Below are 24,867 nucleotides of genomic sequence, written 5' to 3' on the forward strand. Positions count from 1 at the left end.
TTGGCTGACAGCGCTTGACCTTGATGTCCCTAAACTGAGCGCATCCGGATTCACCGGAACGTACTAAAAGGAGACACACCATGCGTAAGACGCTTATTGCTTTGATGTTTGCTGCAGCTCTGCCAACCGTCGCAATGGCCATGCCGGGTAGCGAAGGCCCAATGGGTCCACGTCACGGCAGTGAACACCATGGTCGCGGCGACGCACCTTACAGCCAACTGGACTTGACCCGCGAACAGCGCCAGCAAATCGGCAAGCTGATGGGCGAGCAAATGCACGAACGCAAACAGTTGGTCGACAAGTACCTGGAAAAACTGCCAGCCGCTGATCAAAAAGCGCTGAAAGACGAAATCGCAGCCAAGCACGAAAAAACCCAGAAGGACATTCGTGCCCTGCTCAAGCCTGAACAGCAAAAGCGCTTCGACGAAATGCAAAAGCAGCGCGCCGAACGTAAAGCTGAATGGAAAGAGTTCAAAGACTGGAAAGCACAGCAAACTCAAAAAGCGCAATAATCCGCGCACATGCCAAGCCCAACGGCCTCCCAGCCGTTGGGCTTTGCGCGTTTCACTCACGTCATGATGAGGACCTACCGTGCGATCACTGTTTTGGCGCATTCTGGCCAGCTTTTGGCTGGCGATAGCCTTGGTCGCCGGGCTGTCACTCTTGCTGGGGCACATGCTCAACCAGGACGCGTGGATTCTGAGCCGCCACCCCGGCATCTCGAATCTGGCGCAAGAATGGACCCAGCGCTATGAAACCCAGGGCGCAGACGCAGCCCAGGAATTCCTTGAGCGGCGCAAGCGCCGTTATCACATTGATGTGCAGGTGCTCAACGAAAGCGGCGACCCTGTGGTGCGCGGCACCTTCCCACGCCGGGCGGCTGCCTGGGAGGCCCGCCAGCATCCGGGCGAAGACCCGTTGCCATGGCGCCGCCTGACCGTCGAGTACACCAGCCCGCAAACAGCCGACACGTACCTGCTGATCTACCGCATCCCGCACCCAGAACTGGACGCCTGGCACCGTCAAAGCCTGATCTGGCCACTGAGTGCGCTGGGCATAGCGCTGGTGGTGCTGACCCTCTTCAGCTTGCTGGTGACCTTGTCAATCACCCGCCCGCTCAGCCGCTTGCGCGTGGCCGTGCATGACCTGGGACAAACCACCTACCAGCAGAACAGCCTGGCGCGGCTGGCCTCGCGGCGCGACGAGTTTGGTGTCCTGGCCACCGACTTCAACCGTATGGGCGCGCGCCTGCAAAGCTTGATCAGCAGCCAGCGTCAACTGCTGCGCGACGTGTCCCACGAGTTGCGCTCACCCTTGGCGCGTCTGCGCATCGCATTAGCGCTGGCTGAACGCGCAGGCCCCGAAGAACGCGAAAAGCTATGGCCGCGCCTGACCCGCGAATGTGACCGGCTGGAATCTTTGATCAGTGAAATTCTGGCGCTGGCCCGCGTAGACGCCGACCAGGCCAGCGCCGAGCACGTTGACCTCAACCCGTTGCTCAATAACCTGCAAAAAGACGCGGCCCTAAGCGCACCGGAGCAAAGGATTCAACTGGAGGCCGAGCCGGGGCTGAGCCTGACGGGCTGGCCCACTATGATTGAGCGTGCCGTGGATAACCTGCTGCGCAACGCGCAGCGCTTCAACCCGCCCGGCCAGCCGATTGAATTGCGGGCGTATCGTGAAGGCGAGCACATCAACGTTAGCGTGCGCGATCACGGCCCGGGGGTGGCGCCCGAGCACCTGACCCAATTGGGCGAGCCGTTCTTTCGCGCGCCCGGCCAGACAGCCGCAGGCCATGGTCTTGGGCTGGCCATCGCCCGGCGCGCTGCTGAACGGCATGGCGGAAGGCTGATCGTGACCAACCACCCCGAAGGCGGGTTCATCGCCACGCTGGAGTTGCCGTTGATACCTGACGGCAACCTGTAAAGCAGCCTCGCACGGCCGGTCAGCGCGGGCGGGTTGCGATCAGTTGGCCGCCGACCACACCTGTACAAATTCAGCAGTATCGACCTTGGGCGCATCGCGCATTTCTTTGAGCGGTGTGCCGAGGTACAGGAACGCGATGATTTCTTCGCCTTCTTGCAACCCTAAAGCGGCCGTGACCAACGGTGCATGGGACAACTCGCCCGTGCGCCACACAGCGCCAACGCCTTGCGCATAAGCCGCCAGTTCAATGGCGTGCGCCGCACAGCCAGCAGTAATCAACTGCTCGGTTTTGGGCACTTTGACGTGATCCTGCAAGCGCGCAATCACCACCACCACCAACGGTGCGCGCAGGGGCATGGCACGCGCCTTGTCCAACGCAGCCTCCGTCACCTCGCCACCCTGGGCCTGCACGGCCTGCGCCAGGACTTCACCCAAACGGTTGCGCGCATCGCCTTCGATGCTCAAAAACCGATATGGGCGCAATTGCCCGTGATCCGGCGCGCGCAGGGCGGCCGCAAACAGTACCTCACGTTGCTCGGCCGTGGGCGCCGGTTCAACCAGACGCGGGGCAGAAACACGATTGAGCAAAGCGTCGAGAGCCTCCATTGGCCACCTCCTGAAGAAAATGTGCGGCTATTCTAACGGTATCTCCTCAATGTCTGGCGGTTTACATAGCCGGGCCCACAGGTAGAATGGCGCCCCTCTTTCATGCCCGAGCTGACTTCATGGCGTTGCCGACTCTACGCATCATTGGTTTTGTAATCGGCATCTTCCTGATTACGTTGGCAATCAGCATGGCCGTGCCCATGCTCACCCTGGTCATTTACGACCATATGGGCGATCTGCCGTCCTTTCTGTGGGCCAGCCTGATCACCTTCATCGCCGGCCTGGCACTGGTGCTTCCGGGCCGCCCCGAGCAAGTACACCTGCGCCCCCGTGACATGTACCTGCTGACCGTGTCGAGCTGGCTCATCGTGTGCATCTTTGCTGCGCTGCCGTTTTTGCTCACCCAGCACATCAGTTACACCGACTCGTTTTTCGAAAGCATGTCCGGCATCACCGCCACCGGCTCCACTGTCTTGAGCGGGCTGGACACCATGTCCCCCGGCATACTGATGTGGCGCTCCATGCTGCACTGGCTCGGTGGTATCGGCTTTATCGGCATGGCGGTGGCGATCCTGCCGCTGCTGCGCATCGGTGGCATGCGCCTGTTCCAGACCGAATCCTCTGACCGTTCCGAAAAAGTCATGCCGCGCTCACACATGGTTGCGCGCCTTATTGTTGCGACCTACGTCGGTATTACGATCCTCGGCAGCCTCGCATTCTGGTGGGCCGGGATGAGCGTGTTCGATTCGATCAACCATGCCATGTCAGCCATTTCCACCGGCGGGTTCTCGACCTCCGACCAGTCGCTGGCCAAATGGTCGCAACCGGCGGTGCACTGGGTGGCCATCGGCGTCATGATCATGGGCAGCATGCCCTTCACGCTCTACGTCGCCACCCTGCGCGGCCATCGCAAAGCCTTGATCAAGGACCAGCAGGTGCAAGGCTTGCTGGGCCTGCTGCTGGTGACCTGGCTGGTACTGAGCGCATGGTTGTGGTGGACCACCGACATGCCCTGGTGGGACGCCTTCCGCCACGTTGCGCTGAACGTAACGTCAGTGGTCACCACCACCGGTTTTGCGCTGGGCGACTACAGCTTGTGGGGCAACTTCTCACTGATGCTGTTTTTCTACCTGGGCTTCATCGGCGGCTGTTCCGGCTCGACGGCGGGCGGGATCAAGATTTTCCGCTTTCAGGTTGCGTACATCCTGCTCAAGGCCAACCTTAATCAGTTGATTCACCCGCGCGCCGTTATCAAACAGAAATACAACGGCCATCGGCTCGACGAAGAAATCGTGCGTTCGATTTTGACGTTTTCATTCTTCTTTGCCATCACTATCTGCGTGATTGCACTGGCGCTGTCGCTGCTGGGGCTGGACTGGATGACGGCGTTGACCGGCGCGGCCAGTACGGTGTCCGGCGTGGGTCCCGGGCTGGGCGAAATCATTGGCCCGTCCGGCAACTTCGCCAGTCTGCCGGATGCGGCCAAGTGGATCCTGTCGTTGGGCATGCTGCTCGGGCGGTTGGAGATCATCACCGTGTTCGTGCTGTGCATCCCGGCATTTTGGCGGCACTGACCGGAGGTCTCAATGGGCCACATTCTTTCCCTGCGCCACTACCATGAAGACGTGATTGCTCACGTTCATGAACATGCGCAAATGGTGATCAATGTGTCCGGCGCCCTTGATTTTGAAGTCGAGGGTCGTGCCAGCCTGTTGCGCCAGCAACACGTCATGGTGATCCCTGCCGGTGCCCACCATGCCTGCGACAGCCCGCAGGGCAGTCGATGCCTGGTGCTGGATGTGCCTGACGAGCAATGGCTCGACGACACGCTGGGCACCCACGCCGAGGCCTGTCGACGCTTGCTGGGCACCGCAGCCCAACACACCCTCGACCCGCGTCAAGAGCAACTGGTGCAGTGGCTCGCCGCAAGCCCGGTAGCAGACCCGTTGATCGCCCGGCAAGGGGCGATCCTGTTGCTCGCCAGTTTGAACGCCTCCAGCCCTGCCCCGGGTAAACGCCTGCCTTTTGCCACGCTCGATGCCTACATCGATCAGAACGCTGCTTACCCGCTGCAAGTGGCCGATCTGGCACGTGTTGCAGGTCTGTCCTGCGCCCGTTTACACAGCCGCTTTCTTAGCGAGTGCGGGCAAACGCCTATGGACTACGCTCGCCAGCGCCGTTTGCGTCACGCGTTGTACCTGCTGCGCCAGACCTCGCTGGCAGTGGGTGAGGTGGCCAGCCGCGTCGGCTACAACTCACAAAGTGCTTTTGCCGCGGCCATGCTGCGCGAGTTCGGCGCGTCCCCTCGCGCATTGCGCCGCGAGTCTGGCGACAATTAAGCCCTGTTTCGCGACAGACAACGGCTCGCCCGACCCCCTAGACTGCACGCCAAGCCTGAAAAGACTTAAGGATTGTAATGACTCCGCGTACCGCCTTGGGCGCCTTGCATATCGGCGCGTTGATGTTTGGCCTCACCGGCGTGTTCGGCAAACTTGCGGCGGCGTCGGCCAGTGTGATTGTGTTGGGCCGCGCCGGTTTCGCCGTCATCGCCCTCGCCTGCTTCGCCAGCCTTTCCCGGCAATCGCGCTGGCACCCGATTACGTTAAAAGACGCTCGCAACCTGCTGCTCAGCGGATTGCTGCTGGCCGCGCACTGGGTGAGTTTTTTTATCGCGGTCAAGGTCGCCGGGGTCGCCATTGCCACCTTGGGCTTTGCCAGCTTCCCGGCGTTTACCGTGCTGCTCGAAGGGCTGATCTTTCGCGAGCGCATTCGCTTCAACGAAATCGTGTTGGTGGTACTGGTCAGCGTCGGGCTGATTCTGGTCACCCCCAGTTTTGACCTGGCGAGTCAGGCCACGGAAGGGCTGCTGTGGGCCATCGCTTCAGGCCTGACGTTTTCATTGTTGTCACTCAACAACCGCGCCAATGCCGGGCGCGTCCCCGCCGTGCAAGCGGCCATGTGGCAAAACGCAGTGGTCGCTGTGTGTCTGCTGCCGTTTGGCGCGCCGCAACTGAGCACCGTACGCCCGCTCGACTGGCTGTGGATCGGCCTGCTCGGCGTGCTCTGCACCGGCGTCGCCCATAGCCTGTTCGTGGCCAGCCTCGCGGTCATCAAGGCCCGCACGGCGGCCGTGGTGTTCGCGCTAGAGCCGGTGTATGGCATCACACTGGCGTGGCTGTTGTTCCACGAAACCCCAAGCCTGCGCATGCTGCTGGGCGGCGCGCTGATCATCATCGCGATTGTGGTTTCCAGCCGTATGGCCAGTGGCCCCGTCCCGGCCAACGTGAAGCCGGACGCCGCTCACTGAGCCCGGTCGTTGTGCCCCAGGTCGCGTTGCGGGTCAATCTGGTCCCGCACCCGCTGCTTGAGTACCTTGGCCTCCGGGAAGCCACCGTCGGTTTTGCGCTCCCAGATCTGCACGTCGTCACAGGTGATGCGAAAGACACCACCAGTGCCCGGCTCCAGCGCCACACGCCCAAGGTCGTCCGCGAAGGTGCTGAGCAGTTCCTGAGCCAGCCACGCCGCGCGCAGTAGCCATTGGCATTGAGTGCAATACGTGATGACGATGTGCGGCTTGTTCATTGACATGATGTTCGAAAGCTCTTGAAGAGAAAGGCGCCGCTATAATAGCCGCCTTTGTCGCTTGCCCAGAGATTCAAGATGCGCCGCCTGCTTTGTTGTTTACTGCTTTGCCTGTGCCCATTGGTGCTGTTTGCCGCTGAAAAAACGCAGCCGAAAATCGGGCTGGTACTCTCCGGCGGCGCTGCCCGCGGGCTGGCCCACGTGGGCGTGCTCAAGGCGCTGGAAGAGCAAGGCATCCACATTGACGCGATCGCGGGCACCAGCATGGGCGCAGTGATCGGAGGGCTGTACGCCTCGGGGTACAAAATCGACGAACTGGAAAAACTCGCACTCGGCATCGATTGGCAAGAAGCGCTGTCCGACGCGCCGGCGCGCGAAGACGTCCCGTTCCGACGTAAACAGGATGACCGCGACTTTCTGGTCAAGCAAAAACTGAGCTTCCGTGATGATGGCAGCCTGGGCCTGCCGCTCGGCGTGATTCAGGGGCAAAACCTGTCATTGCTGCTCGAAAGTCTGCTGGCACACAGCAGTGATGTCCGCGATTTCGACAAGCTGCCGATCCCGTTTCGCGCCGTGGCCACCGACATCGTCAATGGCGAGAAGGTGGTTTTTCGCAAAGGCCACCTCCCGCAAGTGATCCGCGCCAGCATGTCGATTCCGGCTGTGTTCGCACCGGTCGAGATCAACGGGCAGTTGCTGGTGGACGGGGGCATGGTCGACAACATCCCCGTGGATGTGGCCCGCGAAATGGGCGTCGACCTGGTGATCGTGGTCGATATCGGCACGCCATTGCGCGGCCGCAAGCAGCTCAACACGGTATTCGACATCCTGAATCAATCCATCACGCTGATGACCCGCAGCAACTCCGAAGTGCAGTTGGCCTCCTTGACGCCCGACGACATCCTGATCCAGCCCGCACTGGCCAGTTATGGCGTGACCGACTTTGGCCGCTCGCAAGACATCATTGACGCTGGCTACCGCGCCACTCAAGTCCTCGCCACGCGCATGCGCGGGTTGCGTCAGCCGTCTGACGCACAGCTCAACGCCGCCCGTTCTCCCGAAGAGCGCACCCCGGTCATCACCGCCATCAAAATCGAAAACGACTCGAAAATCGGCGACTCGGTGATTCGCTATTACATCCGCCAACCCGTGGGCGAGCCGTTGGACTTGGGTCGCCTGCAGCGGGACATGGGCACGTTGTACGGGCTGGATTATTTCGAACAGGTGCAATACCGCGTGGTGCACAAGGGCAATGAGCGGACCCTGGTCATCAGCGCACGCGGCAAACGCAGCGGCACCGATTACCTACGCCTGGGGCTGAACCTGTCCGACGACATGCGAGGCGACAGCGCCTTCAACATCGGCGCCAGTTACCGGGTCAACGGCATCAACACCCTGGGCGCCGAATGGCTGACGCGGGTGCAGATCGGCGATCAGCAAGAGCTGTACAGCGAGTTCTATCAGCCACTCGATGCGGGTTCGCGGTATTTTGTCGCGCCCTACCTGCATGCACAGTCGCAGAACGTAGAAGCCATTCTCGACAATGACCCGATTGCCGAGTACCGGCTGGAGCGCTACGGTTTTGGCTTGAACTTTGGCCGTCAAATTGGCAATAGCGGTGAGATTCGTCTGGGTGTTGGTGAAGCGTGGGGTAAAGCGGACGTGAGAATTGGCGAACGCGACCTGCCGAGCACCAGCTTCAACGAAGGCTTTTATGACATTAAGTACTCATTCGACTCGCTGGATAACGTGTACTTCCCCCATGAGGGCGAAGACATTGGCTTAAGCGTGCGTCAGTTCGACCCGGCGCTTGGGTCGGACGATCGTTACCGCCAGTGGGAATTCCACCTGGACAAAGCGCTGAGCGCCGGTCCCAACACATGGATTCTGGGTGGACGCTACGGACGCACACTGGACAAGGCCGAAGTGGTGACCTCCAGCTTCCTGCTAGGCGGTGCGCGGCAACTGTCCGGGTTCCGTCAGGACGCCATCTCAGGGCAAAACATCAGCCTGATGCGCGCCGTCTACTACCGCCGCCTGACGCCGCGCTCCTACTTGCCGTTTGATTTCCCGCTGTATGCGGGTGCCTCGCTGGAGCGCGGGCGCGCCTGGAACAACGACAATGAATTCGACAGCGGTTACATCAATGCCGCCAGCGTCTTTATCGGGTTCGACACACCATTGGGCCCGCTCAACTTCAGCTATGGCTTTAATGATGATGATCAGAAGGCGTTGTATTTGAATCTGGGACAGACGTTCTGACGTCTGGACTGCAAGGGCTGGCGCAGGCCCTTGCAGGAAAGGAGGTTGCTCAATTTTTTTCGAGGTTGTCCAGGATCCGCTTGTGCACCCGCATGCAGATCTGTTGTTCTTCTTCGGTAATGCCCACAAACAACTCCTGGCGCAGGGCCGAAGCAATGGCTTCAATCTGGCCAATCAAGGGCCGAGCGGTCTCACTCAAAACGATTTTTTTTGCCCGGCGGTCTTCCATCACAGCATGGCGCTGCACCAGGCCCTGCGCTTCCAGGCTGTCCAGCAAACGGGCAAGCGTTGGCCCTTCTACACCAACGCTTTGAGCCAGCTCGCGCTGAGTGGGCGCCCCTTCAAAACGGGCCAGATGCAACAGCACCAGCCAGCGCGCCTGCGACAACCCCAGACCCGCGAGGCGCCGATCCAGTTCGGCACGCCAACCGCGAGACATTTGGGCCAGTTGCATACCGAAACGGTGTTGATCGGTTAAAGGCATAAAAAACTCAATGATTAGACTGAAATAGAGTGAAACTAATTGTTAGGCAGCTAAGCATGGAGCCTGTTAATAGGCAAGACCCTGAAGTCACTGAAACGTTACATATCGCTGTTTGATTTAAATTTCAAACTCCGATTGCAAGGCTGCGCGCACGCAATACAGCACACCTTCGGGTACCCGGCCCTTGAATTGCTCAGCGATGCTGGCCACGCTCGGCAGCTCGCCTTCACCGTCCAGGAAAGCGTCCTGGACTTCCTCCATGAGCGCTTCTGGCAGGTCCAGCGCCTGCTCGAGCGAGAGTTCCTGGCGACCAATGGCTTCGGCCAGCATTGTGTAAACATTCTTTTCAGAACACTGCAACTGACCGGCGATCTGCATCGGCGTCATGCCTGCACGGGCCAGGCTGATCAGCTCGTGGCGAATATCGGCCACCACTTTCGGCGTTTCGGCCTGCCCACCCAGTACTTCGAGGAATGCTTCGCCGTAACGCTCCAGTTTGCGCGCCCCAATGCCGCTGACCTTGGCCATGTCGGACAACGAGGTGGGCTGGCTGCGCAGCATTTCCAGCAAGGTTGAGTCGGGGAAGATGACGTAAGGCGGTACGCCGTGCTCTTCGGCCAGCTTGCGGCGCAGTGCACGCAGTGCTTCCCATTGTTCGCGCTCTTCGCCACGCACCAGCTGGCTGGCCGGGCTGGCAGAACTGCTGCGCACAGTGGTTTGCGGCTTGAGTTCGCGACGCAGTTCAAGGGTCACCTCCCCGCGCAGCAATGGCCGGCAACTGTCGCTCAAGCGCAAGCCGCCGTAGCCTTCGATATCAATATCAGCCAAACCACGGGCCACCAACTGTCGGAACAGGGTGCGCCACTCGCCTTCGGAACGGTCTTTGCCCACGCCAAAAACGGACAAATGCTGATGCCCGAAACTGCGGACTTTTTCATTGTCGCGGCCCAACAGCACGTCGATCAAATGGCCGGTGCCATAACGCTGCCCGGTGCGGTAAATCGCCGACAACGCTTGGCGCGCCGGCTCGGTGGCGTCCCAGGTTTGCACACCGTCGACACAGTTGTCGCAATGCCCGCAAGGTTGCGGCATGTCTTCGTCAAAGTAGGCCAGCAGCGTCTGACGGCGGCAGCGCGTTTCTTCACACAGGGCGAGCATGGCATCGAGCTTGTGATGCTCAAGACGCTTGTGGCGCTCGTCGCCCTCTGAGTTTTGCAGCATTTGCTTGAGCATCACCACATCTTGCAGGCCATAAGCCATCCACGCGTCGGCCGGCAAACCGTCACGACCGGCACGACCGGTTTCCTGGTAGTACGCCTCAAGGGACTTGGGCAAATCCAGATGCGCCACAAACCGCACGTTGGATTTGTCGATGCCCATGCCGAACGCGATGGTCGCGACCATGATCAGGCCTTCCTCGTTCAGGAAGCGCTTCTGGTTAGCAGCACGGGTCTCACTGGGCAAACCGGCGTGGTACGGCAGTGCCGGAAATCCTTGGTCGCAGAGGAACTGCGCGACTTCATCCACCTTTTTACGCGACAGACAGTAAACAATGCCTGCATCGCTGCGCCGTTCGGAAAGAAACGCCAGCAGCTGCTTGCGCGGCTGTTCTTTGGGCACAATGCGGTAAAAGATGTTCGGGCGGTCAAAACTCGACAGAAAACGCTCAGCGTCTTGCAGGTGCAGCCGGGTGACGATTTCTTCGCGGGTACGTTTATCGGCGGTAGCGGTCAGGGCGATGCGCGGCACCTGGGGGAACATTTCGGCCAACTGGCCCAACTGCAGGTATTCCGGGCGGAAGTCATGCCCCCATTGGGACACACAATGGGCTTCGTCAATGGCAAACAGCGCAATATCGAGGCTCTGCAAAAAAGCCATCATGCGCGGCTGCACCAGTCGTTCGGGCGCCAGGTAAAGCATTTTTACTTCGCCACGCTTGATCCGATTGGCCAGATCACGCTGCTGCTCAGCGCTCAGCGTCGAATTCAGTGAGGCTGCTGCCACACCGAGTTCTTCCAGGGTAGCGACCTGGTCGTCCATCAGCGCGATCAAGGGTGAGACCACCACCGCCAACCCGTCACGCAACAAGGCCGGAACCTGGAAGCACAAGGATTTTCCGCCGCCGGTCGGCATCAGCACCAACGCGTCGCCGCCACTGGCCACGCGCTCAATGATGTCACCCTGACGGCCACGGAAACTGTCGTAGCCGAAGATGTCTTTGAGTACGCGTTGAGCCTGTTCGAGCATAGAAACTCCAGAAATCGCTGAAACACCCCTGCGCACGCGGGGCGTCCGGCGCGGCCTCGGGCCCGTTCAAAGGCCCGGGCACACAGCGCGGGACGCACTGCATACAGCGCAGGGCATCACAAAACGCGGCAGTATACCCGAGCGCTCTACTGCGCAGGGCCTTGTGATTGCGTGACCGATCACCGGGAAGTGATGGCAAATGCGTGCTGCGGCTGGCCTGCGGGCTCAAGAAAGCCTAGAATTCGGCATCGTATATTTTCTAGGTAGTCCTAATGTCCTTCGCTGAGCAACTAACCCGCCTGCAAGTCTTCCTCGACGCTGACGATCTGCATGACGAGGCGCTGGACTACGTGGCCACCCACGGCTTTCTGACCGCCCTTTCCATCTGCGCTGAAGACGTTCCTGAGCGCGAGTGGATCGACGCTGTTTTCTCTGAGCCACCGCATTACAAAGACGACGCCCAGCGCGAAGAGATCGAAGCCACACTGATTCAACTCAAGGCCCACATCGCCCGCCAACTGGCATCCGACGAAGAGTTCGAGCTGCCGTGCGACCTGGATCTGGGTGATGAGCCGGACGATTCCGAGCTGCGCGGCTGGTGCATCGGCTTTATGGAAGGCGTATTCATGCGTGAAGAAGCCTGGTTTGAAACCGCTGAAGACGAAGTCAGCGAAATGCTCCTGCCGATCATGGTCGGATCGGGCCTGTTCGACGAACAACCCGAGTTCGAAGACATCGCCAAGGACGCCAACCTGATGGACGACATGATCGTTCAGATCCCCGAGGCGCTGACCGCCCTGTACCTGTTGTGCCAGGCACCTGATGAAAAACCGGCGATTCTCAAACCTCGTCATCACTGAGTGATCAGTGGCTAACCCCTTACCCGGCAACCGGCCCCGGTTGCTGCGCTACACACTGTTCGCCATCGGCTGGCTGAGTGTAGCGCTGGGGGTTATCGGTATCTTCCTCCCCGTCTTGCCCACCACCCCGTTTCTGCTTTTGGCCGCCGCCTGTTTCGCTCGCAGCTCCCCGCGCTTTTATCAATGGCTGGTGGATCACCCGCGACTGGGACCCTGGATACGCGATTACCTGGACGGCAACGGTATCCCGCTTAAAGGCAAAGTCTATGCAATCGGTTTGATGTGGTTGAGCATTGGCGTGTCGTGCTACCTGGTGCCGCTCCCCTGGGCCCGCGGCTTCATGTTGACCAGTGCAGTGCTGGTCAGCATTTACATCCTGCGTCAAAAAACCCTCGAAAAGCCCTGACTCTCCCTCACCTTCTGGTCGAGCCCTCCAACTCAAGCCTGCCCATGGTTACGCTGGAAGGTGTCGTGCCCCATCGCGGCAATCTGCCCCTCGATCAAGGCTTCAAAGGGGCGCAGCAGGGACGCAAAAGACGTCGGTGCTTCAAGAATGTCCAGGGTTTGCACAATGGCTTCCAGCGTAGACAAAGCCCCCGGCCCCGGTGCCTTGCGCAGGCGATAGCGCGACACAGCCCCCGGCGCCAGCGTTACGCGCGGCAGTTGCGCCAACCCCGGATTGAGGTGCAGCAGCTTGCGTGCCTTGCGCCACGTGCCGTCCGGCACCACCAGTAACCATGGACGACTGTCCTCTAAAGAGGATGGCGCCCCAATTAACTGTGCATCGTCCCCCGGGAATAACAACCGCACCTGATACCCCGGTGCGTTAAGCAGCACGTCCAGATCATCAAACGTTTCTCCGACCCGCAGCTCGGCATTTATCAGCCCCAGCGCAGCCAGACGCGCCGTATTGAGCGCATGGTTGACCTCGCTAGGATGCTGCAGCACCAACACTCGGGTGCGGCTATCCAACCGGGGGATCAGTTCACATAAACAGTGGGATTGAGGGCGTAAGCAGAGTGGGCATTGGGCACGAGACATGGATCAAAAACTCTTCAAATTTGCAGCAAGAATCTGAGCTTGATTACAGCGAGGGGGTTTATGTTCAAGGAGGGGCTGTATGTCAAGAGACCGATCAACTACACCTCGGCGTTATCGGGGTGAATGACGCACGGATCAGCCTGATGGCGTGGCGACTTGCCCCGGTGACCCGCACGGCATAAGGGCTTTTGTTTGACTCAATGCGTTATTCAGCGGGTGCGACGACGCAAGTCGTACCCGTTTTTTCATGACAGCCAACTCCTGCAGGTGAGAACCTAGCGGCGGCGTTGCGGGCGACGACGCGGTTCCTCGACCGGAATTGGTACAGGTTGCAGCGGCGGCTCAATCAGGCCCAGCGCTACGCCCAAGTCATGCAGCCAGCTTTGCAGTTTATCTTTCATAGATCCCCCTTGGGGTGACGACGGCGACCCTTAATCTTTGGTCGCTTCGTACAGATAATAGTCCTAAGTCCTACGCAATGCTTGCCAGAAGTCAATGAACTTTAGGCTAATCTCGCACAACTCTGACTCATGCCAATGCAGCAAGTTGCACTGAAGGCATTACGCCATGTTGCAGCCTCTTACCCTAGACCCGGCGTTGCACGCGCTCAATGGCCCAACAGCGTGCGTAGACGCCGCCGCAACCATTGCTCTGCACTTACGAATGTGATGCCGAACAGCACGAGGACGGCACCGACGACAAAGTTGAAACTCAGCGGCTCGTCGAGCACCAGCACGCCAAAGGTCACGCCGAACAGCGGGGTCATGAACGAGAACACCGCCAGGTTGGACGCCAGATAACGCTTGAGCATCCAGAACCACACCAGATAACTGAAAAACGACACCACTAACCCTTGAAACAGCACGCTGGCCACCGCCACGGTGGTCAGGCTGACATGACTGATCTGGCCACTGGCTGCCGCGATCACCAGCAACCCAATAAAACCGACCATCAATTGGTAAAACAGGGTCAGGGTGACCGGTGCTTCAGACAATCGCGAGCCACGCACCACTACCGTCGTCGCGCCCCAGGCCATGCCGGCGAAAATCCCGTAGGCATCGCCCAACAGCATGTTGCGATCCATGTCGGCCAACGACACGCCGCCCGCGAAGGCAAACACGATGCCGAGGAACGCGAGAAAGATCCCCAGCCACTGCAACGGTCGCAAGCGCTCACTGGGCAACAGCCAGTTGACGCCAAGGGCAGTAAAAATGGGGGCTGTGTAAAGGAAGACCGACATATGCGCGGCACTGGTCAGTTGCAGACCTTCGGCAATAAAGAAGAACTCCAGACCGAACAGACTGCCAGCCAGCAAGCCACCGCGCCACGTAGCCGGTACTTGGTCCCAGCCACCTCTCCAGCAGATCAGCAAGCCCACCAGCAACGCTGAAATCCCGGAACGCCCTGCCGCCTGCATGACCGGCGCGATGTCCGGGGCCGCCGTCTTGATCACCACTTGCTGCACGCCCCAGATCAGGCAAAGACCCACCATCACTTGCAGTGCAAACGCATCCGTCGGCCGCCGCGAAACATTCATATCAACACCCTGGGTCCATCAAAGAACGCGTCGGTCACGCACGTCTGTCACGCAGCCATTTTACGGGCAGTCCAATAACCTGAAAGCGAGGCCAGGCATGTCAGCAAAGTGCCCCATGCCATGTCCATTAGCGCCAGTTGCGCCGACCAGCCATTGAGGGTGGCCCAGTTGGTCATGTCATAGGTGCCGTAGGCGATCAGGCCAAAGAAGGCGCCGGTGACCGCCGCCCTGCGCGCACTGCCGTGGGCCAACGCCGGGCGCACGACAAAAAACACCACGCCCACCACATACAGCAAATAGAACACAGCCGCCGGCCCCCAGTTGGGGGAGGCCAGCATCAAGGGGCCGAACAGCTCTTTATAGGTAGAGCTCATGAGCACGCCCAACCACAGGCCGTCGAGAATCAGGAAAGCCAGTAATACGCCGATGTACGCCCAAACACTTTTCCTCATCTCGACAACCCTCTTGGCTGGTGGATCAGATCAATTCGATACGGTCCGGGTGGATCGTAATCTTGCCTTCCTTGTACAACGAACCGATGGCTTTTTTGAAGTTGCCCTTGCTCACACCAAAGAGGCTGCTGATCAACTCAGGGGCGCTTTTATCGCTCACCGGGAGCACCCCATCATTTTCGCGCAATTTGCCGAGGATCTTCGAGTTCAGGCTGCTGGCGGCCTCTTGGCCGACCGGCTGCAAGCTCAGGCTGATCTTGCCATCTGCCCGAATTTCTTTGATGAAGCCTTTCTCTTGCTTGCCTGCGCGCATGAACTTGAAGATTTCATTCTTGTGAATCAGGCCCCAATGCTTGTTGTTGATCACCGCCTTGAAACCCATGTCAGTGGCTTCAGCCACCAGCAAGTCGACTTCCTGCCCCACTTGATAGGTGGCCGGGGTTTTATCCAGGTAACGGTCCAGACGCGCAGTGGCCGTAATGCGGCGCGTATGTTTGTCCAGATAGACGTGCACCACCACGTATTCGCCCGCCTTCATCTGGCGCTTTTCTTCCGAATACGGCAGCAGCAAATCCTTGGGCAAACCCCAATCCAGGAAAACACCGATGCTATTAACTTCAACCACTTTAAGACTGGCGAATTCACCGACCTGAACTTTTGGTTTTTCAGTGGTGGCAATTAACTTGTCGTCACTGTCCAAATAAACAAATACGTTGAGCCAATCTTCATCTTCACTGGGAATATCCTTGGGAATATAACGATTGGGCAACAGGATTTCCCCGTCAGCCCCGCCATCGAGATACAAACCAAAGTGAGTGTGTTTAACCACTTGCAAACTGTTGTAGCGACCGATTAAAGCCATGTCCAATACCCTCATTACGTGGGCGGCATTCTACCCGAGTTTGGGCGGGCAGATCGAAGCCGCAAGGTCGCGGCCTTAAAAAATCTGCGCCACGCCTGATTTGGCGGCATGCGCGGGCGCTACCAAGTGCCGCTCGTCAGTCCGCCGGCGCTGAAAGGCAGTAGCAAAAGGCTAAAAAAACGCCCGCCGTTATGAATTAAAACAGCGAGTTAGCGGAGTAATAAGCGGTTCAACATACTTATGTTCGCACGCGTTAATTATTTTACGCCGATATTTAACAAGCAATTGTCAAGCCTTTCAGGTATTATCGCTGGCCAAGTTATTTTCTACAGGTCAATAGCCGCCATGCGTGTAAAAGCATCCGCCAGCAAAGCAAAGCCAGCTCCTGCTGTTGAAACCAGTGATTCTATCAATGCACAAATTGCCGCCTTCCTGAAATCCGGTGGCGAAATTCAGCAAATTGATAAAGGTGTCAGCGGTCAAACTTTCGGCCCGTCCAAGCAAATCACGCTCGGCAAAAAGTAATACCCCTCGCATGACCTGGTCCTCTTGCGCTTTGCCTACAAAGCGCTAGGACTACCGAGCCCTACTCCCCGATCCGCCTCCCATCGTCGAGTAATCGACCAACGGCACCCTGTGCCCGGCATTCATCCGTATCCTCTAAGGCCTCTAGATCAAGCCTTTGAGCCTATACAGGAGGGAACCATGCTCACCCGGGCATTGATGCTGGCCGGCACCCTGTTGACCAGCACGTTAGTTGATGCACACGTCTTCTCCCGCGAGCTGGGGGATTTCGACCTCAAACTGGCCACTCAACCCAGCCGCAGCATGGCACAGGGCCTGGTCAAACCCACCAGCGCGGGTTCAACCTTCCACGGCGGCCTTGACCTGACCCACGACAGCGGCTGGTACGTCGGCCAATGGGCGCCCACCATGGGCATCAAGCCTGGCACGAACCTCGAAATCGACTCTTATCTGGGCTACAAACACCCCTTCGACCAGACCTTGAGCTATGAGATGGGAATGATTCACTACAGCTACCCCAAGCTCAGCCCGCTCGACAGCCAACAGTTCTATGCCGGGCTGACCATTCTGGGCACCCGCTTCGGCGCGGCCTTCAGCAACGACCCGGACCGAAAGGACACCACCCTGTTTGCAGATTTGGGTGTCAACCAGCCCTTGGGCATTGGCGTAAGCATGAAATACACCACGCACCAGCTCAGCTCGCCGGTCTCGATTGCCGAGGGCGGGAGTGTGCGCACCTTCAATGACTGGTCGATCAAATTCTCACGCCCGTTCATGGGCATTGATCTGAATCTGATCTACAGCGACTCAAACCTTGATGGCACGCAATGCTCAGCCTATTCGGGGCAAAACGCGCAATGTGACGGACTGGTCACCTTCAAGGCCGAGCGCGCGTTTTACTGATCCTGCAACTACCGCAGCGTCATTCAAGCAATTTGCGGCTGCGCAGTCAGCGCATCAAAGGTCTGCGGATCGAGCGGATCCTGTTGCGCATCCAGCACCTCTAACGGATGGCTGTCGCCCGGTATTGAGCTGTCGATCAGGCTTAGCAAGCGAGACCCACGCTCTGTCAGCTCATAGTTTTCACCCGTTCCGCCTTCGCTTTCACGACGCGGCTCGATGTAACCCTGCTTTAACAACATGGCTTCGTAATCCGTGGCCAGCACTTTGAACTCATCAAGGTTACCCACAGGGTCGCCCCTGTTGCTCATGGTAACGGCGAGCTCTTCAGCGTACACACGCGGGGTAAACGGCTCGCCAGCACCGTTTTGAGCCTTGTGCAAAAGACATTCAATCAGGGGCCAGTTGTAAATATTCATCAGCTTCACTCTCCGTACGGTTGGATAAAAGAGCCTTCCTAAGTAGTGACTGACAAACCTCGCAGTCGTTCATACGCAGTTTAGCGGGCAAAAAAAACCCGGCCTGAGCCGGGTTTTGGCAGAGCACGCGGGCGCGTTATTCCGCTGCCGGTGCTTCTGGCTTGCGACGCTTGAGCGGCGCCATACCGTCCTTGCTGACCAGCGACAGAGCGTCAGTTTTGGGGCGATTGGCAATCTTGCGCTTGGTAGGAGCCTTGGCGCCTGACTTCTTCTTGTCGCCTTTGGCATCCGTCTTTTTCTTTTTCACGCCGACCGCCTTGCCCGAAGCCTTGACCTTTTTCGGACCGCCGTACGTGCCTTTGACTTCCTTGATGGTGCGGCGCTCAAAGGTTTGCTTGAGGTAGCGCTCGATGCTGGACATCAAGTTCCAGTCACCGTGGCAGATCAGCGAGATCGCCAGGCCATCATTACCCGCACGGCCGGTGCGACCGATACGGTGCACGTACTCGTCGCCACTGCGCGGCATGTCGAAGTTGATCACCAGGTCCAGGCCTTCAACGTCCAGACCACGGGCTGCGACATCGGTCGCCACCAGAATTTTCACGCCACCCTGCTTCAGGCGGTCAATGGCCAGCTTGCGGTCTTTCTGGTCTTTCTCACCGTGCAAGACAAACGCCTTGTACTCCTGCGCCACCAGACGGCCGTAAATACGGTCAGCCATGGCACGGGTATTGGTGAAAATAATGGCCTTTTGATAAGTCTCGTTCGCCAGCAACCAGTTAACGATCTGCTCTTTATGCTGGTTGTGGTCGGCAGTGATGATCTGCTGACGCGTGGTGGCATTCAGCTGGCTGACCTGGTTGAGCTGCAAGTGCTCAGGATTGGTCAGTACCTTGCCAATCATTTCACGCAGGCCCGAACCACCGGTGGTGGCCGAGAACAACATGGTCTGCTGGCGGTTAGGGCATTCATCCACCAGACGCTGAACGTCTTCGGAGAACCCCATGTCGAGCATACGGTCGGCTTCGTCGAGCACCAGCACTTCAACTTCCTTGAGGTCCAGGTTGCCCGCGTTCAGTTGCTCCAGCAGACGGCCCGGCGTGCCGATCAGGATATCCGGCACCTTGCGCAGCATGGCGGCCTGAACCTTGAAGTCTTCACCACCGGTGATCAGGCCGGATTTGATGAACGTGAATTGCGAGAAACGCTCCACTTCTTTCAGCGTTTGCTGTGCCAGCTCGCGGGTCGGCAGCAGGATCAGCGCTTTGATGCTCACGCGGATTTTGGCCGGGCCGATCAGGCGGTTCAGGATCGGCAGGACGAAAGCGGCGGTTTTGCCACTCCCGGTCTGAGCTGTCACCCGCAGGTCACGCCCTTCGAGCGCGAGCGGAATGGCCGCTGCTTGCACAGGCGTAGGCTCGACAAATTTAAGCTCGGCCACAGCTTTAAGCAGGCGTTCGTGCAGGGCGAAATCGGAAAACACGGGTGCTACCTCGAAGAAATGCAAAAAATCAGCGGCATAGAGTAACGGTTTCGAGCGCTGAGGCCGAGTTTCTTTGTACAAACGGCGCGAAACAACTGCTTTTTTAAGGTCTTTAGTCCTACGTCAGCCCCTAAAGCGCCAGTAAATGCTCTAATTCACGCGCCATTTACTTTTGGGGTAACGTTTTCGCTTATGGATATTCAACAACTCTGGGTTCAATTCCAGACGCTCTGGGCCAACCTTGACGATCATCCCTGGCTGTCGGCGCTGCTCGGCCTGATCGTGCTGGTGAGCATCGCGCTGATCGCAGGCCACATTGCACGCATTGTTATTTTACGAGTGACCAAGATCCTCGCCCGCCAACCGGCGCTGCACTGGATCAACGACTTGCGCGAGCACAAGGTGTTCCACCGCCTGGCGCAACTGACGCCGTCACTGATGGTGCAGTTCGGGCGCAACCTGGTGCCGGACATGAGCGACAACGGTCGCCACTTCCTCGGCAACCTGGCGCTGGCCATTACCATTTTCGTGCTGACACGGGTCATCAGCGCACTGCTGGACGCGATGCTGGATATCTACTCGCGTACCAACTACGCCAAAACCCGCCCGATCAAAGGCTATGTGCAGCTCACCAAAATGCTGCTGTATGTGTTTTCGGCAATCATCATCGTCGCCACCCTGATCGACCGCTCACCCATGCTGCTGCTCTCGGGCCTGGGCGCGATGTCTGCGGTCATTTTGCTGGTCTACAAAGATACCCTGCTGTCGTTCGTCGCCAGTGTGCAGTTGACCAGTAATGACCTGCTACGCGTAGGCGACTGGATCGAAATGCCGCAAGTAGGCGCCGACGGCGATGTCATCGACATCACCCTGCATACGGTCAAGGTGCAAAACTTTGACAAAACCATCGTCTCGATTCCGACTTGGCGCCTGATGTCCGAGTCGTTTAAAAACTGGCGCGGCATGCAGCAGTCCGGTGGACGCCGGATCAAACGCAGCTTGTTTATTGATGCGGCCGAAATCGGCTTTCTCACCGATGAACAAGAAGAGCGGCTGGAGCAAGTGCGCTTGTTGCGCGATTACCTGACGCGCAAAAAAGCCGAACTCAAGAGCTGGAACGAAGCCCAGGGCAACGTTGCCGCGTTGTCGGCCAACCGTCGGCGCATGACCAACATCGGTACGTTCCGCGCCTACGCGCTGGCGTACCTGAAAAGCCATGCCGAGATTCAGCCGAACATGACCTGCATGGTGCGCCAGATGCAGACCACCGCTCAGGGCGTGCCGCTGGAGGTGTACTGCTTTACCCGCACCACGGTGTGGGACGAATACGAGCAAATCCAGGGCGACATTTTTGACTACTTGCTGTCGGTGATGCCGGAGTTCGGCCTCAGCGTTTATCAGCAACCGAGCGGCAATGACTTGCGCAACGGGCTGCTGAACAAGATCAAAACACCATTGGTGGTGCCTGAAGCGGCCAACGCTGACGACTGAAACGCATGATCTGAAGAGCAGGAGCTGCCGCCTGGCGCTCCTGCATTGGCCGTATTACTCAGTGACCGGCAGCGGTATGGAATTGCTGGTCTCCCGTCAGGTCAAACAACAGGCTAATCCCAAGCGGCCAATGTCCCAAACCGCTTTGCGCATTGATGTGCCCCGCGCTGTCGAGTATTTGCAGCTTTGTACTGCCCCACGCCTCGCTAAAAACCCTTGCCCGCTCAAGTGTGACGTAGGGATCGTCAGTGCTGGCGACCGTGATGGACTGAAACGGCAGCGGGTTCAAAGGCATGGGGGTGAAACCCTGTGTGCCTGACGGATAACTCTCAGCTTCAGTATCACTGGGCGCCACCAGCAACGCCCCCCTCACCCGCTTTGCCGCTTCCGGGTATTCCTGTGCCCACAGGGCAATCAAGGTACAGGCCAGGCTGTGCGCCACCAGGGCCACAGGGCGATTATTCTTCGTCACCTCTTTGTGCAATTTCTGCACCCAATCGGCGCAAGATGGCGTCTGCCAGTCGCTCTGTTTAACGCGTTTCAAGCCGCTGAAACGCTGCTCCCAACGGGATTGCCAATGATCGGGACCTGAATCAAGTAACCCGGGCAATATCAACACTCTGACGGTCATCCCTGCTCTCCTCTGGATGCTGGATAGTCCCCGTGACCTTAGCTGCTCACTGGCCTGCGGTCGAGGCGACTGAGCCACACGGCGACGAGTATCACCAACGCGCCCAAGAACAGCCGCCCCAGCGGCTCGTGCTGATTCCAGATCAACAGGTTAAGCAACAAGCCCACCGGCACGTGCAGGTTGTTCATCACGGCCAGCGTGCCCCCGCTGACCAGACAGGCGCCCTTGTTCCACCAGTACATGCCCAGCGCGGTCGATACCAACCCTAAAAACAGCAGCACCCCCCATTGCAATGGCGCGTCGGGCAAGAAATGGGCTTTACCGAACAGCAGGAAAGCCGGCAGCACCACGGCCAGTGCGCCCAGGTAGAAATATCCGAAACGCCGATAGTGCGGCAGGTCGCTGGGGTAGCGCGCCACCAGGTGCTTGTACATCACCTGCCCGGCAGCGTAGGTAAAGTTGGCCAGTTGCAGCAGCAGGAAGCCTTTGAAAAAGTCCGGGCTAATGCTGTCAAAACGAATGACTGCCGCACCGCTCACGGCCACCACCGCCGCGACCAGTGCCCACGGGTTGAAACGACGGTTGAGCGCGTCCTCAATCAGCGTCACGTGCAGCGGCGTCAAGATGGTAAACAGCAGCACTTCCGGCACGGCGAGGACGCGAAAACTCAAATACAGGCACACGTAGGTAATGCCAAATTGCAATGCGCCGATCAGCAGCATGCCGCGCATGAAACCCGGCTCAACCGCGCGCCAGCGAGTTAGCGGGATAAACACCAGCCCCGCCAGCACGACCCGCACCAGAACGGCGAAGTAACTGTCAACGTGACCTGCCAGGTACTCGCCAATCAGGCTGAAGGAAAACGCCTGAATCAGCGTAACAATCAATAAATAGCCCATAACTCTTTCGCCTGCCGCCCAACGGAATGAGCGCGACCTTAGCGGTTTTCCACCGGCAACGAAATCCCGGGCAAAAAAAACCCGATACAGCTAAAAGCTGATCGGGCTGGAGCACTCAGAAGCAAAGTGCAAAGGGAGGTTCGATGCGCGAACCGCATGCTTGAAGGAGCAATGAAGCGATTAAGCCAACGGGCGATTACCTGCCGATTAAGACGTCATGCAATCTCTGAAATCAGGGATCTGGCTTGGTTCAATCCCTTTTCCTGGAAGTCCCCACCCAGATTCATACCTTCTGCGTGGATAAAGGTCACATCGTGAATCCCGATAAACGCCATCACCTGACGCAGGTAGGGTTCTTGATGGTCCGTGGTGCTACCCGCATATAGGCCGCCCCGCGCCGTCAGCACGTATGCTTTTTTGCCCGTCAGCAAACCCTGTGGCCCGGTTTCGGTGTATTTGAACGTCACGCCGGCGCGCAATACGTGATCCAGCCAGGCCTTGAGCGTGCTGGGGATCGCGAAGTTGTACATCGGTGCTGCCATGACCAGCACATCGGCAGCCAGCAACTGATCGGTCAGTTCGTTGGAGCGCTGCAACGCGGCGTGCTCCGCCTCGCTGCGCTGGTCTTCAGGCTTCATCCAGCCACCCAGCAGGTTGGCATCCAGGTGCGGTACGGGGTTGCGTGCCACATCGCGGACCGTGATCTGGTCAGCCGGATGCGCCGCTTGCCATTGGCTAATGAATTGCCGGGTCAGTTGACGGGAAAAGGAATCCTGCTGGCGGGCACTGCTTTCGATGATCAAAACACGGGACATGATAGGTAGGCTCCATCTCTAAATGCTGTAAGGCGATGAAGTGAAGGTTATAGGGCACAGCTTCGATGAAAAAGCGCAAATACCTGCTACAACCTATCTATAAAGTTGTTTATTAATCGTTGTGTCGGTGCGAACATCAGCCCCACTTCTCTTGACCCAAAGCGGCTACCTCCGCCTTCATCTATTCATTTTCAGAGGTACTCATCGTGAAAGCGCCCCGCGTGACCCTTGATCAATGGCGCACCCTGCAAGCGGTGGTCGACCATGGCGGCTTTGCCCAAGCTGCCGAAGTGCTGCACCGCTCGCAATCGTCCGTCAGTTACACCGTGGCCCGCATGCAGGATCAGCTCGGCGTGCCGCTGCTGCGCATCGATGGGCGCAAGGCTGTGCTCACTGAGGCTGGCAGCGTGTTGTTGCGCCGCTCCCGGCAACTGGTCAAACAGGCCAGCCAGCTCGAAGACCTGGCCCATCACATGGAGCAAGGCTGGGAAGCTGAGGTACGCCTGGTTGTCGATGCTGCCTACCCCAACGCACGTTTGGTCCGCGCCTTGACTGCATTTATGCCGCAGAGCCGAGGCTGCCGGGTGCGATTGCGCGAAGAAGTGCTGTCCGGCGTTGAAGAAGTGTTGCTCGAAGGCGTGGCCGATCTGGCCATCAGCAGCTTCAACATTCCGGGTTATCTGGGCACCGAGCTTAGCGCTGTGGAGTTTGTCGCCGTGGCCCACCCCGACCATCCATTGCATCGCCTGCAGCGTGAGTTGCAATTCCAGGACCTGGAGAGCCAGCTGCAAGTGGTCATTCGCGACTCTGGCCGCCAGCAACCCCGTGACATGGGCTGGCTGGGTGCAGAGCAGCGCTGGACCGTCGGCAGCCTGGCCACCGCTGCAGCCTTTGTCGGCAGTGGGCTGGGGTTTGCCTGGCTGCCGCGGCACATGATTGAACGGGAAATCAACGAAGGCGTGCTTAAACCGTTGCCACTTCATCAAGGCGGCACACGTCACCCGGTGTTTTATCTGTACTCCAACAAAGACAAACCCTTGGGGCCTGCCACGCAAATTCTTGTCGAGCTATTACGCACCTTCGACACGGCCCCGCTGGACGCACCGTTTGCAGCGCCCCTGCAAGCGTGACAGCGGTGGGCAGGAACCGGATTCGGGCATATCCTGTCCACCACTCGCGACATCTGCTTGTGTGTCTGCGTGACACTTAACCGTCACCCCCACTATTTCAGGATCACACCCATGCTTAAAAAAATTGTCCTCGCCGCTGGCGCCCTGCTGTTTGCCGCCAACCTGATGGCGGGCACACCTCCAAAGGCTCCCCACGTGCTGCTGGATACCAGTTTTGGCCAGATCGAGATTGAGCTGGACCCGGTCAAGGCCCCGATTAGCAGCAAGAACTTCCTGGATTACGTCGACAATGGTTTCTACAACAACACCATTTTCCACCGCGTGATCCCGGGCTTTATGGTGCAAGGCGGCGGTTTTACAGCGCAAATGGTGCAAAAGCCGACCCGCGACCCCATCAAGAACGAAGCCTCCAACGGCCTTCACAACGTACGTGGCACGTTGTCGATGGCACGCACTTCCAACCCGAACTCCGCCACCAGCCAGTTCTTTATTAACGTGGCCGACAATGCATTCCTCGACCCGGGCCGTGATGCCGGCTACGCCGTGTTCGCCAAGGTGGTCAATGGCATGGACGTTGTGGACCAAATCGTCAATTCGCAAACCACTACCAAACAAGGCATGCAAAACGTGCCCATCGACCCGGTCCTGATTAAGTCTGCCAAGCGCATTGACTGACGGATTGAGTCTTGCAGGAAGCGTAGACCGCTGCCCTTGA

Annotated in this window: 27 protein-coding genes; 13 read left to right on the forward strand and 14 right to left on the reverse strand. The window is 58.6% G+C overall.

The features are described 5' to 3' along the window. Window positions 1-80: 80 nt before the first annotated feature. A complete protein-coding gene (locus HBN61_RS01855) occupies window positions 81-512 on the forward strand; it encodes a Spy/CpxP family protein refolding chaperone (RefSeq protein WP_094992319.1) in 432 nt (143 codons plus the stop codon). 79 nt (window positions 513-591) lie between these two features. Further along, on the forward strand, window positions 592-1,926 hold the full coding sequence (locus HBN61_RS01860; RefSeq protein ID WP_170046046.1) for an ATP-binding protein: 1,335 nt from the start codon (window positions 592-594) through the stop codon (window positions 1,924-1,926). A 39-nt stretch (window positions 1,927-1,965) separates the two neighbouring features. Here the strand turns inward: HBN61_RS01860 and HBN61_RS01865 are convergent, their stop codons facing one another. Next, window positions 1,966-2,532: an NAD(P)H nitroreductase gene (locus HBN61_RS01865; RefSeq protein WP_169963551.1), complete on the reverse strand. Its 567-nt coding sequence runs from the start codon at window positions 2,530-2,532 to the stop codon at window positions 1,966-1,968. Window positions 2,533-2,651: 119 nt separating this feature from the next. Between HBN61_RS01865 and HBN61_RS01870 the strand changes: the two genes are divergently transcribed. The 3 genes from HBN61_RS01870 (at window position 2,652) to HBN61_RS01880 (ending at window position 5,839) form a co-directional block, all read left to right on the forward strand. Beyond that, window positions 2,652-4,106, forward strand: a complete 1,455-nt coding sequence (locus HBN61_RS01870) for a TrkH family potassium uptake protein (protein ID WP_094992389.1) — start codon at window positions 2,652-2,654, stop codon at window positions 4,104-4,106. A 12-nt stretch (window positions 4,107-4,118) separates the two neighbouring features. Further along, on the forward strand, window positions 4,119-4,871 hold the full coding sequence (locus HBN61_RS01875) for a helix-turn-helix transcriptional regulator (protein WP_170046047.1): 753 nt from the start codon (window positions 4,119-4,121) through the stop codon (window positions 4,869-4,871). A gap of 77 nt (window positions 4,872-4,948) precedes the next feature. Continuing rightward, window positions 4,949-5,839 (forward strand): DMT family transporter, encoded by an 891-nt coding sequence (locus tag HBN61_RS01880; RefSeq protein WP_094992323.1) that lies wholly within the window; start codon window positions 4,949-4,951, stop codon window positions 5,837-5,839. On the opposite strand, the gene HBN61_RS01885 is transcribed toward HBN61_RS01880, so the two are convergent. Beyond that, window positions 5,833-6,120, reverse strand: a complete 288-nt coding sequence (locus tag HBN61_RS01885) for an Rdx family protein (protein WP_170046048.1) — start codon at window positions 6,118-6,120, stop codon at window positions 5,833-5,835. The two genes, HBN61_RS01880 and HBN61_RS01885, sit on opposite strands and share 7 nt — an antisense overlap. A 72-nt stretch (window positions 6,121-6,192) precedes the next feature. Here HBN61_RS01885 and HBN61_RS01890 point away from each other — a divergent pair, with 72 nt between their 5' ends. Next, window positions 6,193-8,376 carry a patatin-like phospholipase family protein gene (locus HBN61_RS01890; protein WP_170046049.1) on the forward strand — a complete coding sequence of 728 codons (2,184 nt, stop codon included), beginning with the start codon at window positions 6,193-6,195 and terminating at the stop codon, window positions 8,374-8,376. 49 nt (window positions 8,377-8,425) lie between these two features. Here HBN61_RS01890 and HBN61_RS01895 read toward each other — a convergent pair whose 3' ends face one another. Further along, window positions 8,426-8,860 carry a MarR family transcriptional regulator gene (locus tag HBN61_RS01895; RefSeq protein ID WP_094992326.1) on the reverse strand — a complete coding sequence of 145 codons (435 nt, stop codon included), beginning with the start codon at window positions 8,858-8,860 and terminating at the stop codon, window positions 8,426-8,428. A gap of 117 nt (window positions 8,861-8,977) precedes the next feature. After that, a complete protein-coding gene (recQ, locus tag HBN61_RS01900) occupies window positions 8,978-11,107 on the reverse strand; it encodes a DNA helicase RecQ (protein ID WP_094992327.1) in 2,130 nt (709 codons plus the stop codon). A 272-nt stretch (window positions 11,108-11,379) separates the two neighbouring features. Between recQ and HBN61_RS01905 the strand changes: the two genes are divergently transcribed. Next, entirely contained in the window at window positions 11,380-11,967 is a 588-nt protein-coding gene (locus tag HBN61_RS01905) for a UPF0149 family protein (RefSeq protein WP_094992328.1), read from the forward strand. A gap of 7 nt (window positions 11,968-11,974) precedes the next feature. After that, a complete protein-coding gene (locus tag HBN61_RS01910) occupies window positions 11,975-12,373 on the forward strand; it encodes a DUF454 family protein (protein ID WP_169963563.1) in 399 nt (132 codons plus the stop codon). Window positions 12,374-12,405: 32 nt separating this feature from the next. Here the strand turns inward: HBN61_RS01910 and HBN61_RS01915 are convergent, their stop codons facing one another. The 5 genes from HBN61_RS01915 to HBN61_RS01930 all read right to left on the reverse strand — a co-directional run bounded on the left by HBN61_RS01915 (window position 12,406) and on the right by HBN61_RS01930 (window position 15,859). After that, entirely contained in the window at window positions 12,406-13,008 is a 603-nt protein-coding gene (locus tag HBN61_RS01915; protein WP_169963565.1) for a tRNA-uridine aminocarboxypropyltransferase, read from the reverse strand. Between the two features lie 275 nt (window positions 13,009-13,283). Next, window positions 13,284-13,409 carry a PA1414 family protein gene (locus HBN61_RS22555; protein ID WP_262373483.1) on the reverse strand — a complete coding sequence of 42 codons (126 nt, stop codon included), beginning with the start codon at window positions 13,407-13,409 and terminating at the stop codon, window positions 13,284-13,286. A 206-nt stretch (window positions 13,410-13,615) separates the two neighbouring features. Then, window positions 13,616-14,545 carry a DMT family transporter gene (locus HBN61_RS01920; RefSeq protein WP_170046050.1) on the reverse strand — a complete coding sequence of 310 codons (930 nt, stop codon included), beginning with the start codon at window positions 14,543-14,545 and terminating at the stop codon, window positions 13,616-13,618. A gap of 47 nt (window positions 14,546-14,592) precedes the next feature. After that, complete coding sequence (locus HBN61_RS01925) at window positions 14,593-14,997, reverse strand: DUF2177 family protein (RefSeq protein WP_094992331.1); 405 nt, start codon at window positions 14,995-14,997, stop codon at window positions 14,593-14,595. A 25-nt stretch (window positions 14,998-15,022) separates the two neighbouring features. After that, window positions 15,023-15,859, reverse strand: coding sequence for a CvfB family protein (locus HBN61_RS01930; protein ID WP_094992332.1), 837 nt, complete (start codon window positions 15,857-15,859; stop codon window positions 15,023-15,025). Between the two features lie 345 nt (window positions 15,860-16,204). Here HBN61_RS01930 and HBN61_RS01935 point away from each other — a divergent pair, with 345 nt between their 5' ends. Next, a complete protein-coding gene (locus tag HBN61_RS01935) occupies window positions 16,205-16,384 on the forward strand; it encodes a PFL_1563 family small protein (RefSeq protein ID WP_019410559.1) in 180 nt (59 codons plus the stop codon). Window positions 16,385-16,564: 180 nt separating this feature from the next. Next, the gene (locus HBN61_RS01940) at window positions 16,565-17,287 is read left to right on the forward strand and encodes a TorF family putative porin (protein ID WP_170046051.1); all 723 of its coding nucleotides are present in this window, start codon (window positions 16,565-16,567) and stop codon (window positions 17,285-17,287) included. A gap of 23 nt (window positions 17,288-17,310) precedes the next feature. On the opposite strand, the gene HBN61_RS01945 is transcribed toward HBN61_RS01940, so the two are convergent. After that, window positions 17,311-17,703 (reverse strand): transcriptional regulator, encoded by a 393-nt coding sequence (locus HBN61_RS01945; protein ID WP_094992334.1) that lies wholly within the window; start codon window positions 17,701-17,703, stop codon window positions 17,311-17,313. 136 nt (window positions 17,704-17,839) lie between these two features. After that, window positions 17,840-19,186: a DEAD/DEAH box helicase gene (locus HBN61_RS01950; RefSeq protein ID WP_094992391.1), complete on the reverse strand. Its 1,347-nt coding sequence runs from the start codon at window positions 19,184-19,186 to the stop codon at window positions 17,840-17,842. 192 nt (window positions 19,187-19,378) lie between these two features. On the opposite strand from HBN61_RS01950, the gene HBN61_RS01955 reads away from it, so the two are divergent. Beyond that, a complete protein-coding gene (locus HBN61_RS01955) occupies window positions 19,379-20,677 on the forward strand; it encodes a mechanosensitive ion channel family protein (protein WP_094992335.1) in 1,299 nt (432 codons plus the stop codon). A 58-nt stretch (window positions 20,678-20,735) separates the two neighbouring features. Here the strand turns inward: HBN61_RS01955 and HBN61_RS01960 are convergent, their stop codons facing one another. The 3 genes from HBN61_RS01960 to HBN61_RS01970 form a co-directional block, all read right to left on the reverse strand. Beyond that, complete coding sequence (locus tag HBN61_RS01960) at window positions 20,736-21,308, reverse strand: RBBP9/YdeN family alpha/beta hydrolase (RefSeq protein ID WP_170046052.1); 573 nt, start codon at window positions 21,306-21,308, stop codon at window positions 20,736-20,738. 38 nt (window positions 21,309-21,346) lie between these two features. After that, window positions 21,347-22,207, reverse strand: coding sequence for a carboxylate/amino acid/amine transporter (locus HBN61_RS01965; protein ID WP_170046053.1), 861 nt, complete (start codon window positions 22,205-22,207; stop codon window positions 21,347-21,349). Between the two features lie 215 nt (window positions 22,208-22,422). Next, complete coding sequence (locus tag HBN61_RS01970; protein WP_170046054.1) at window positions 22,423-23,022, reverse strand: FMN-dependent NADH-azoreductase; 600 nt, start codon at window positions 23,020-23,022, stop codon at window positions 22,423-22,425. A gap of 206 nt (window positions 23,023-23,228) precedes the next feature. On the opposite strand from HBN61_RS01970, the gene HBN61_RS01975 reads away from it, so the two are divergent. After that, the gene (locus HBN61_RS01975; RefSeq protein ID WP_170046055.1) at window positions 23,229-24,152 is read left to right on the forward strand and encodes a PA3225 family LysR-type transcriptional regulator; all 924 of its coding nucleotides are present in this window, start codon (window positions 23,229-23,231) and stop codon (window positions 24,150-24,152) included. A 111-nt stretch (window positions 24,153-24,263) separates the two neighbouring features. Further along, window positions 24,264-24,827 (forward strand): peptidylprolyl isomerase, encoded by a 564-nt coding sequence (locus HBN61_RS01980; protein ID WP_094992340.1) that lies wholly within the window; start codon window positions 24,264-24,266, stop codon window positions 24,825-24,827. Window positions 24,828-24,867: the final 40 nt, after the last annotated feature.

Source organism: Pseudomonas sp. WS 5071 (genome assembly GCF_012985765.1).
GTDB classification, from domain to species: Bacteria; Pseudomonadota; Gammaproteobacteria; order Pseudomonadales; family Pseudomonadaceae; genus Aquipseudomonas; species Aquipseudomonas lundensis_A.

Bases quoted from the DNA above. Each gene is read 5' to 3' on its own strand.
- HBN61_RS01940 (WP_170046051.1), top strand. From the start codon at position 16,565: ATGCTCACCCGGGCATTGATGCTGGCCGGCACCCTGTTGACCAGCACG.
- HBN61_RS01980 (WP_094992340.1), top strand. From the start codon at position 24,264: ATGCTTAAAAAAATTGTCCTCGCCGCTGGCGCCCTGCTGTTTGCCGCC.
- HBN61_RS01890 (WP_170046049.1), top strand. From the start codon at position 6,193: ATGCGCCGCCTGCTTTGTTGTTTACTGCTTTGCCTGTGCCCATTGGTG.
- HBN61_RS01955 (WP_094992335.1), top strand. From the start codon at position 19,379: ATGGATATTCAACAACTCTGGGTTCAATTCCAGACGCTCTGGGCCAAC.
- HBN61_RS01875 (WP_170046047.1), top strand. From the start codon at position 4,119: ATGGGCCACATTCTTTCCCTGCGCCACTACCATGAAGACGTGATTGCT.
- HBN61_RS01965 (WP_170046053.1), bottom strand. From the start codon at position 22,207: ATGGGCTATTTATTGATTGTTACGCTGATTCAGGCGTTTTCCTTCAGC.
- HBN61_RS01895 (WP_094992326.1), bottom strand. From the start codon at position 8,860: ATGCCTTTAACCGATCAACACCGTTTCGGTATGCAACTGGCCCAAATG.
- HBN61_RS01925 (WP_094992331.1), bottom strand. From the start codon at position 14,997: ATGAGGAAAAGTGTTTGGGCGTACATCGGCGTATTACTGGCTTTCCTG.
- HBN61_RS01885 (WP_170046048.1), bottom strand. From the start codon at position 6,120: ATGTCAATGAACAAGCCGCACATCGTCATCACGTATTGCACTCAATGC.
- recQ (WP_094992327.1), bottom strand. From the start codon at position 11,107: ATGCTCGAACAGGCTCAACGCGTACTCAAAGACATCTTCGGCTACGAC.
- HBN61_RS01920 (WP_170046050.1), bottom strand. From the start codon at position 14,545: ATGAATGTTTCGCGGCGGCCGACGGATGCGTTTGCACTGCAAGTGATG.
- HBN61_RS01905 (WP_094992328.1), top strand. From the start codon at position 11,380: ATGTCCTTCGCTGAGCAACTAACCCGCCTGCAAGTCTTCCTCGACGCT.
- HBN61_RS22555 (WP_262373483.1), bottom strand. From the start codon at position 13,409: ATGAAAGATAAACTGCAAAGCTGGCTGCATGACTTGGGCGTAGCGCTG.
- HBN61_RS01930 (WP_094992332.1), bottom strand. From the start codon at position 15,859: ATGGCTTTAATCGGTCGCTACAACAGTTTGCAAGTGGTTAAACACACT.
- HBN61_RS01945 (WP_094992334.1), bottom strand. From the start codon at position 17,703: ATGAATATTTACAACTGGCCCCTGATTGAATGTCTTTTGCACAAGGCT.
- HBN61_RS01870 (WP_094992389.1), top strand. From the start codon at position 2,652: ATGGCGTTGCCGACTCTACGCATCATTGGTTTTGTAATCGGCATCTTC.
- HBN61_RS01865 (WP_169963551.1), bottom strand. From the start codon at position 2,532: ATGGAGGCTCTCGACGCTTTGCTCAATCGTGTTTCTGCCCCGCGTCTG.
- HBN61_RS01855 (WP_094992319.1), top strand. From the start codon at position 81: ATGCGTAAGACGCTTATTGCTTTGATGTTTGCTGCAGCTCTGCCAACC.
- HBN61_RS01935 (WP_019410559.1), top strand. From the start codon at position 16,205: ATGCGTGTAAAAGCATCCGCCAGCAAAGCAAAGCCAGCTCCTGCTGTT.
- HBN61_RS01970 (WP_170046054.1), bottom strand. From the start codon at position 23,022: ATGTCCCGTGTTTTGATCATCGAAAGCAGTGCCCGCCAGCAGGATTCC.
- HBN61_RS01960 (WP_170046052.1), bottom strand. From the start codon at position 21,308: ATGACCGTCAGAGTGTTGATATTGCCCGGGTTACTTGATTCAGGTCCC.
- HBN61_RS01915 (WP_169963565.1), bottom strand. From the start codon at position 13,008: ATGTCTCGTGCCCAATGCCCACTCTGCTTACGCCCTCAATCCCACTGT.
- HBN61_RS01880 (WP_094992323.1), top strand. From the start codon at position 4,949: ATGACTCCGCGTACCGCCTTGGGCGCCTTGCATATCGGCGCGTTGATG.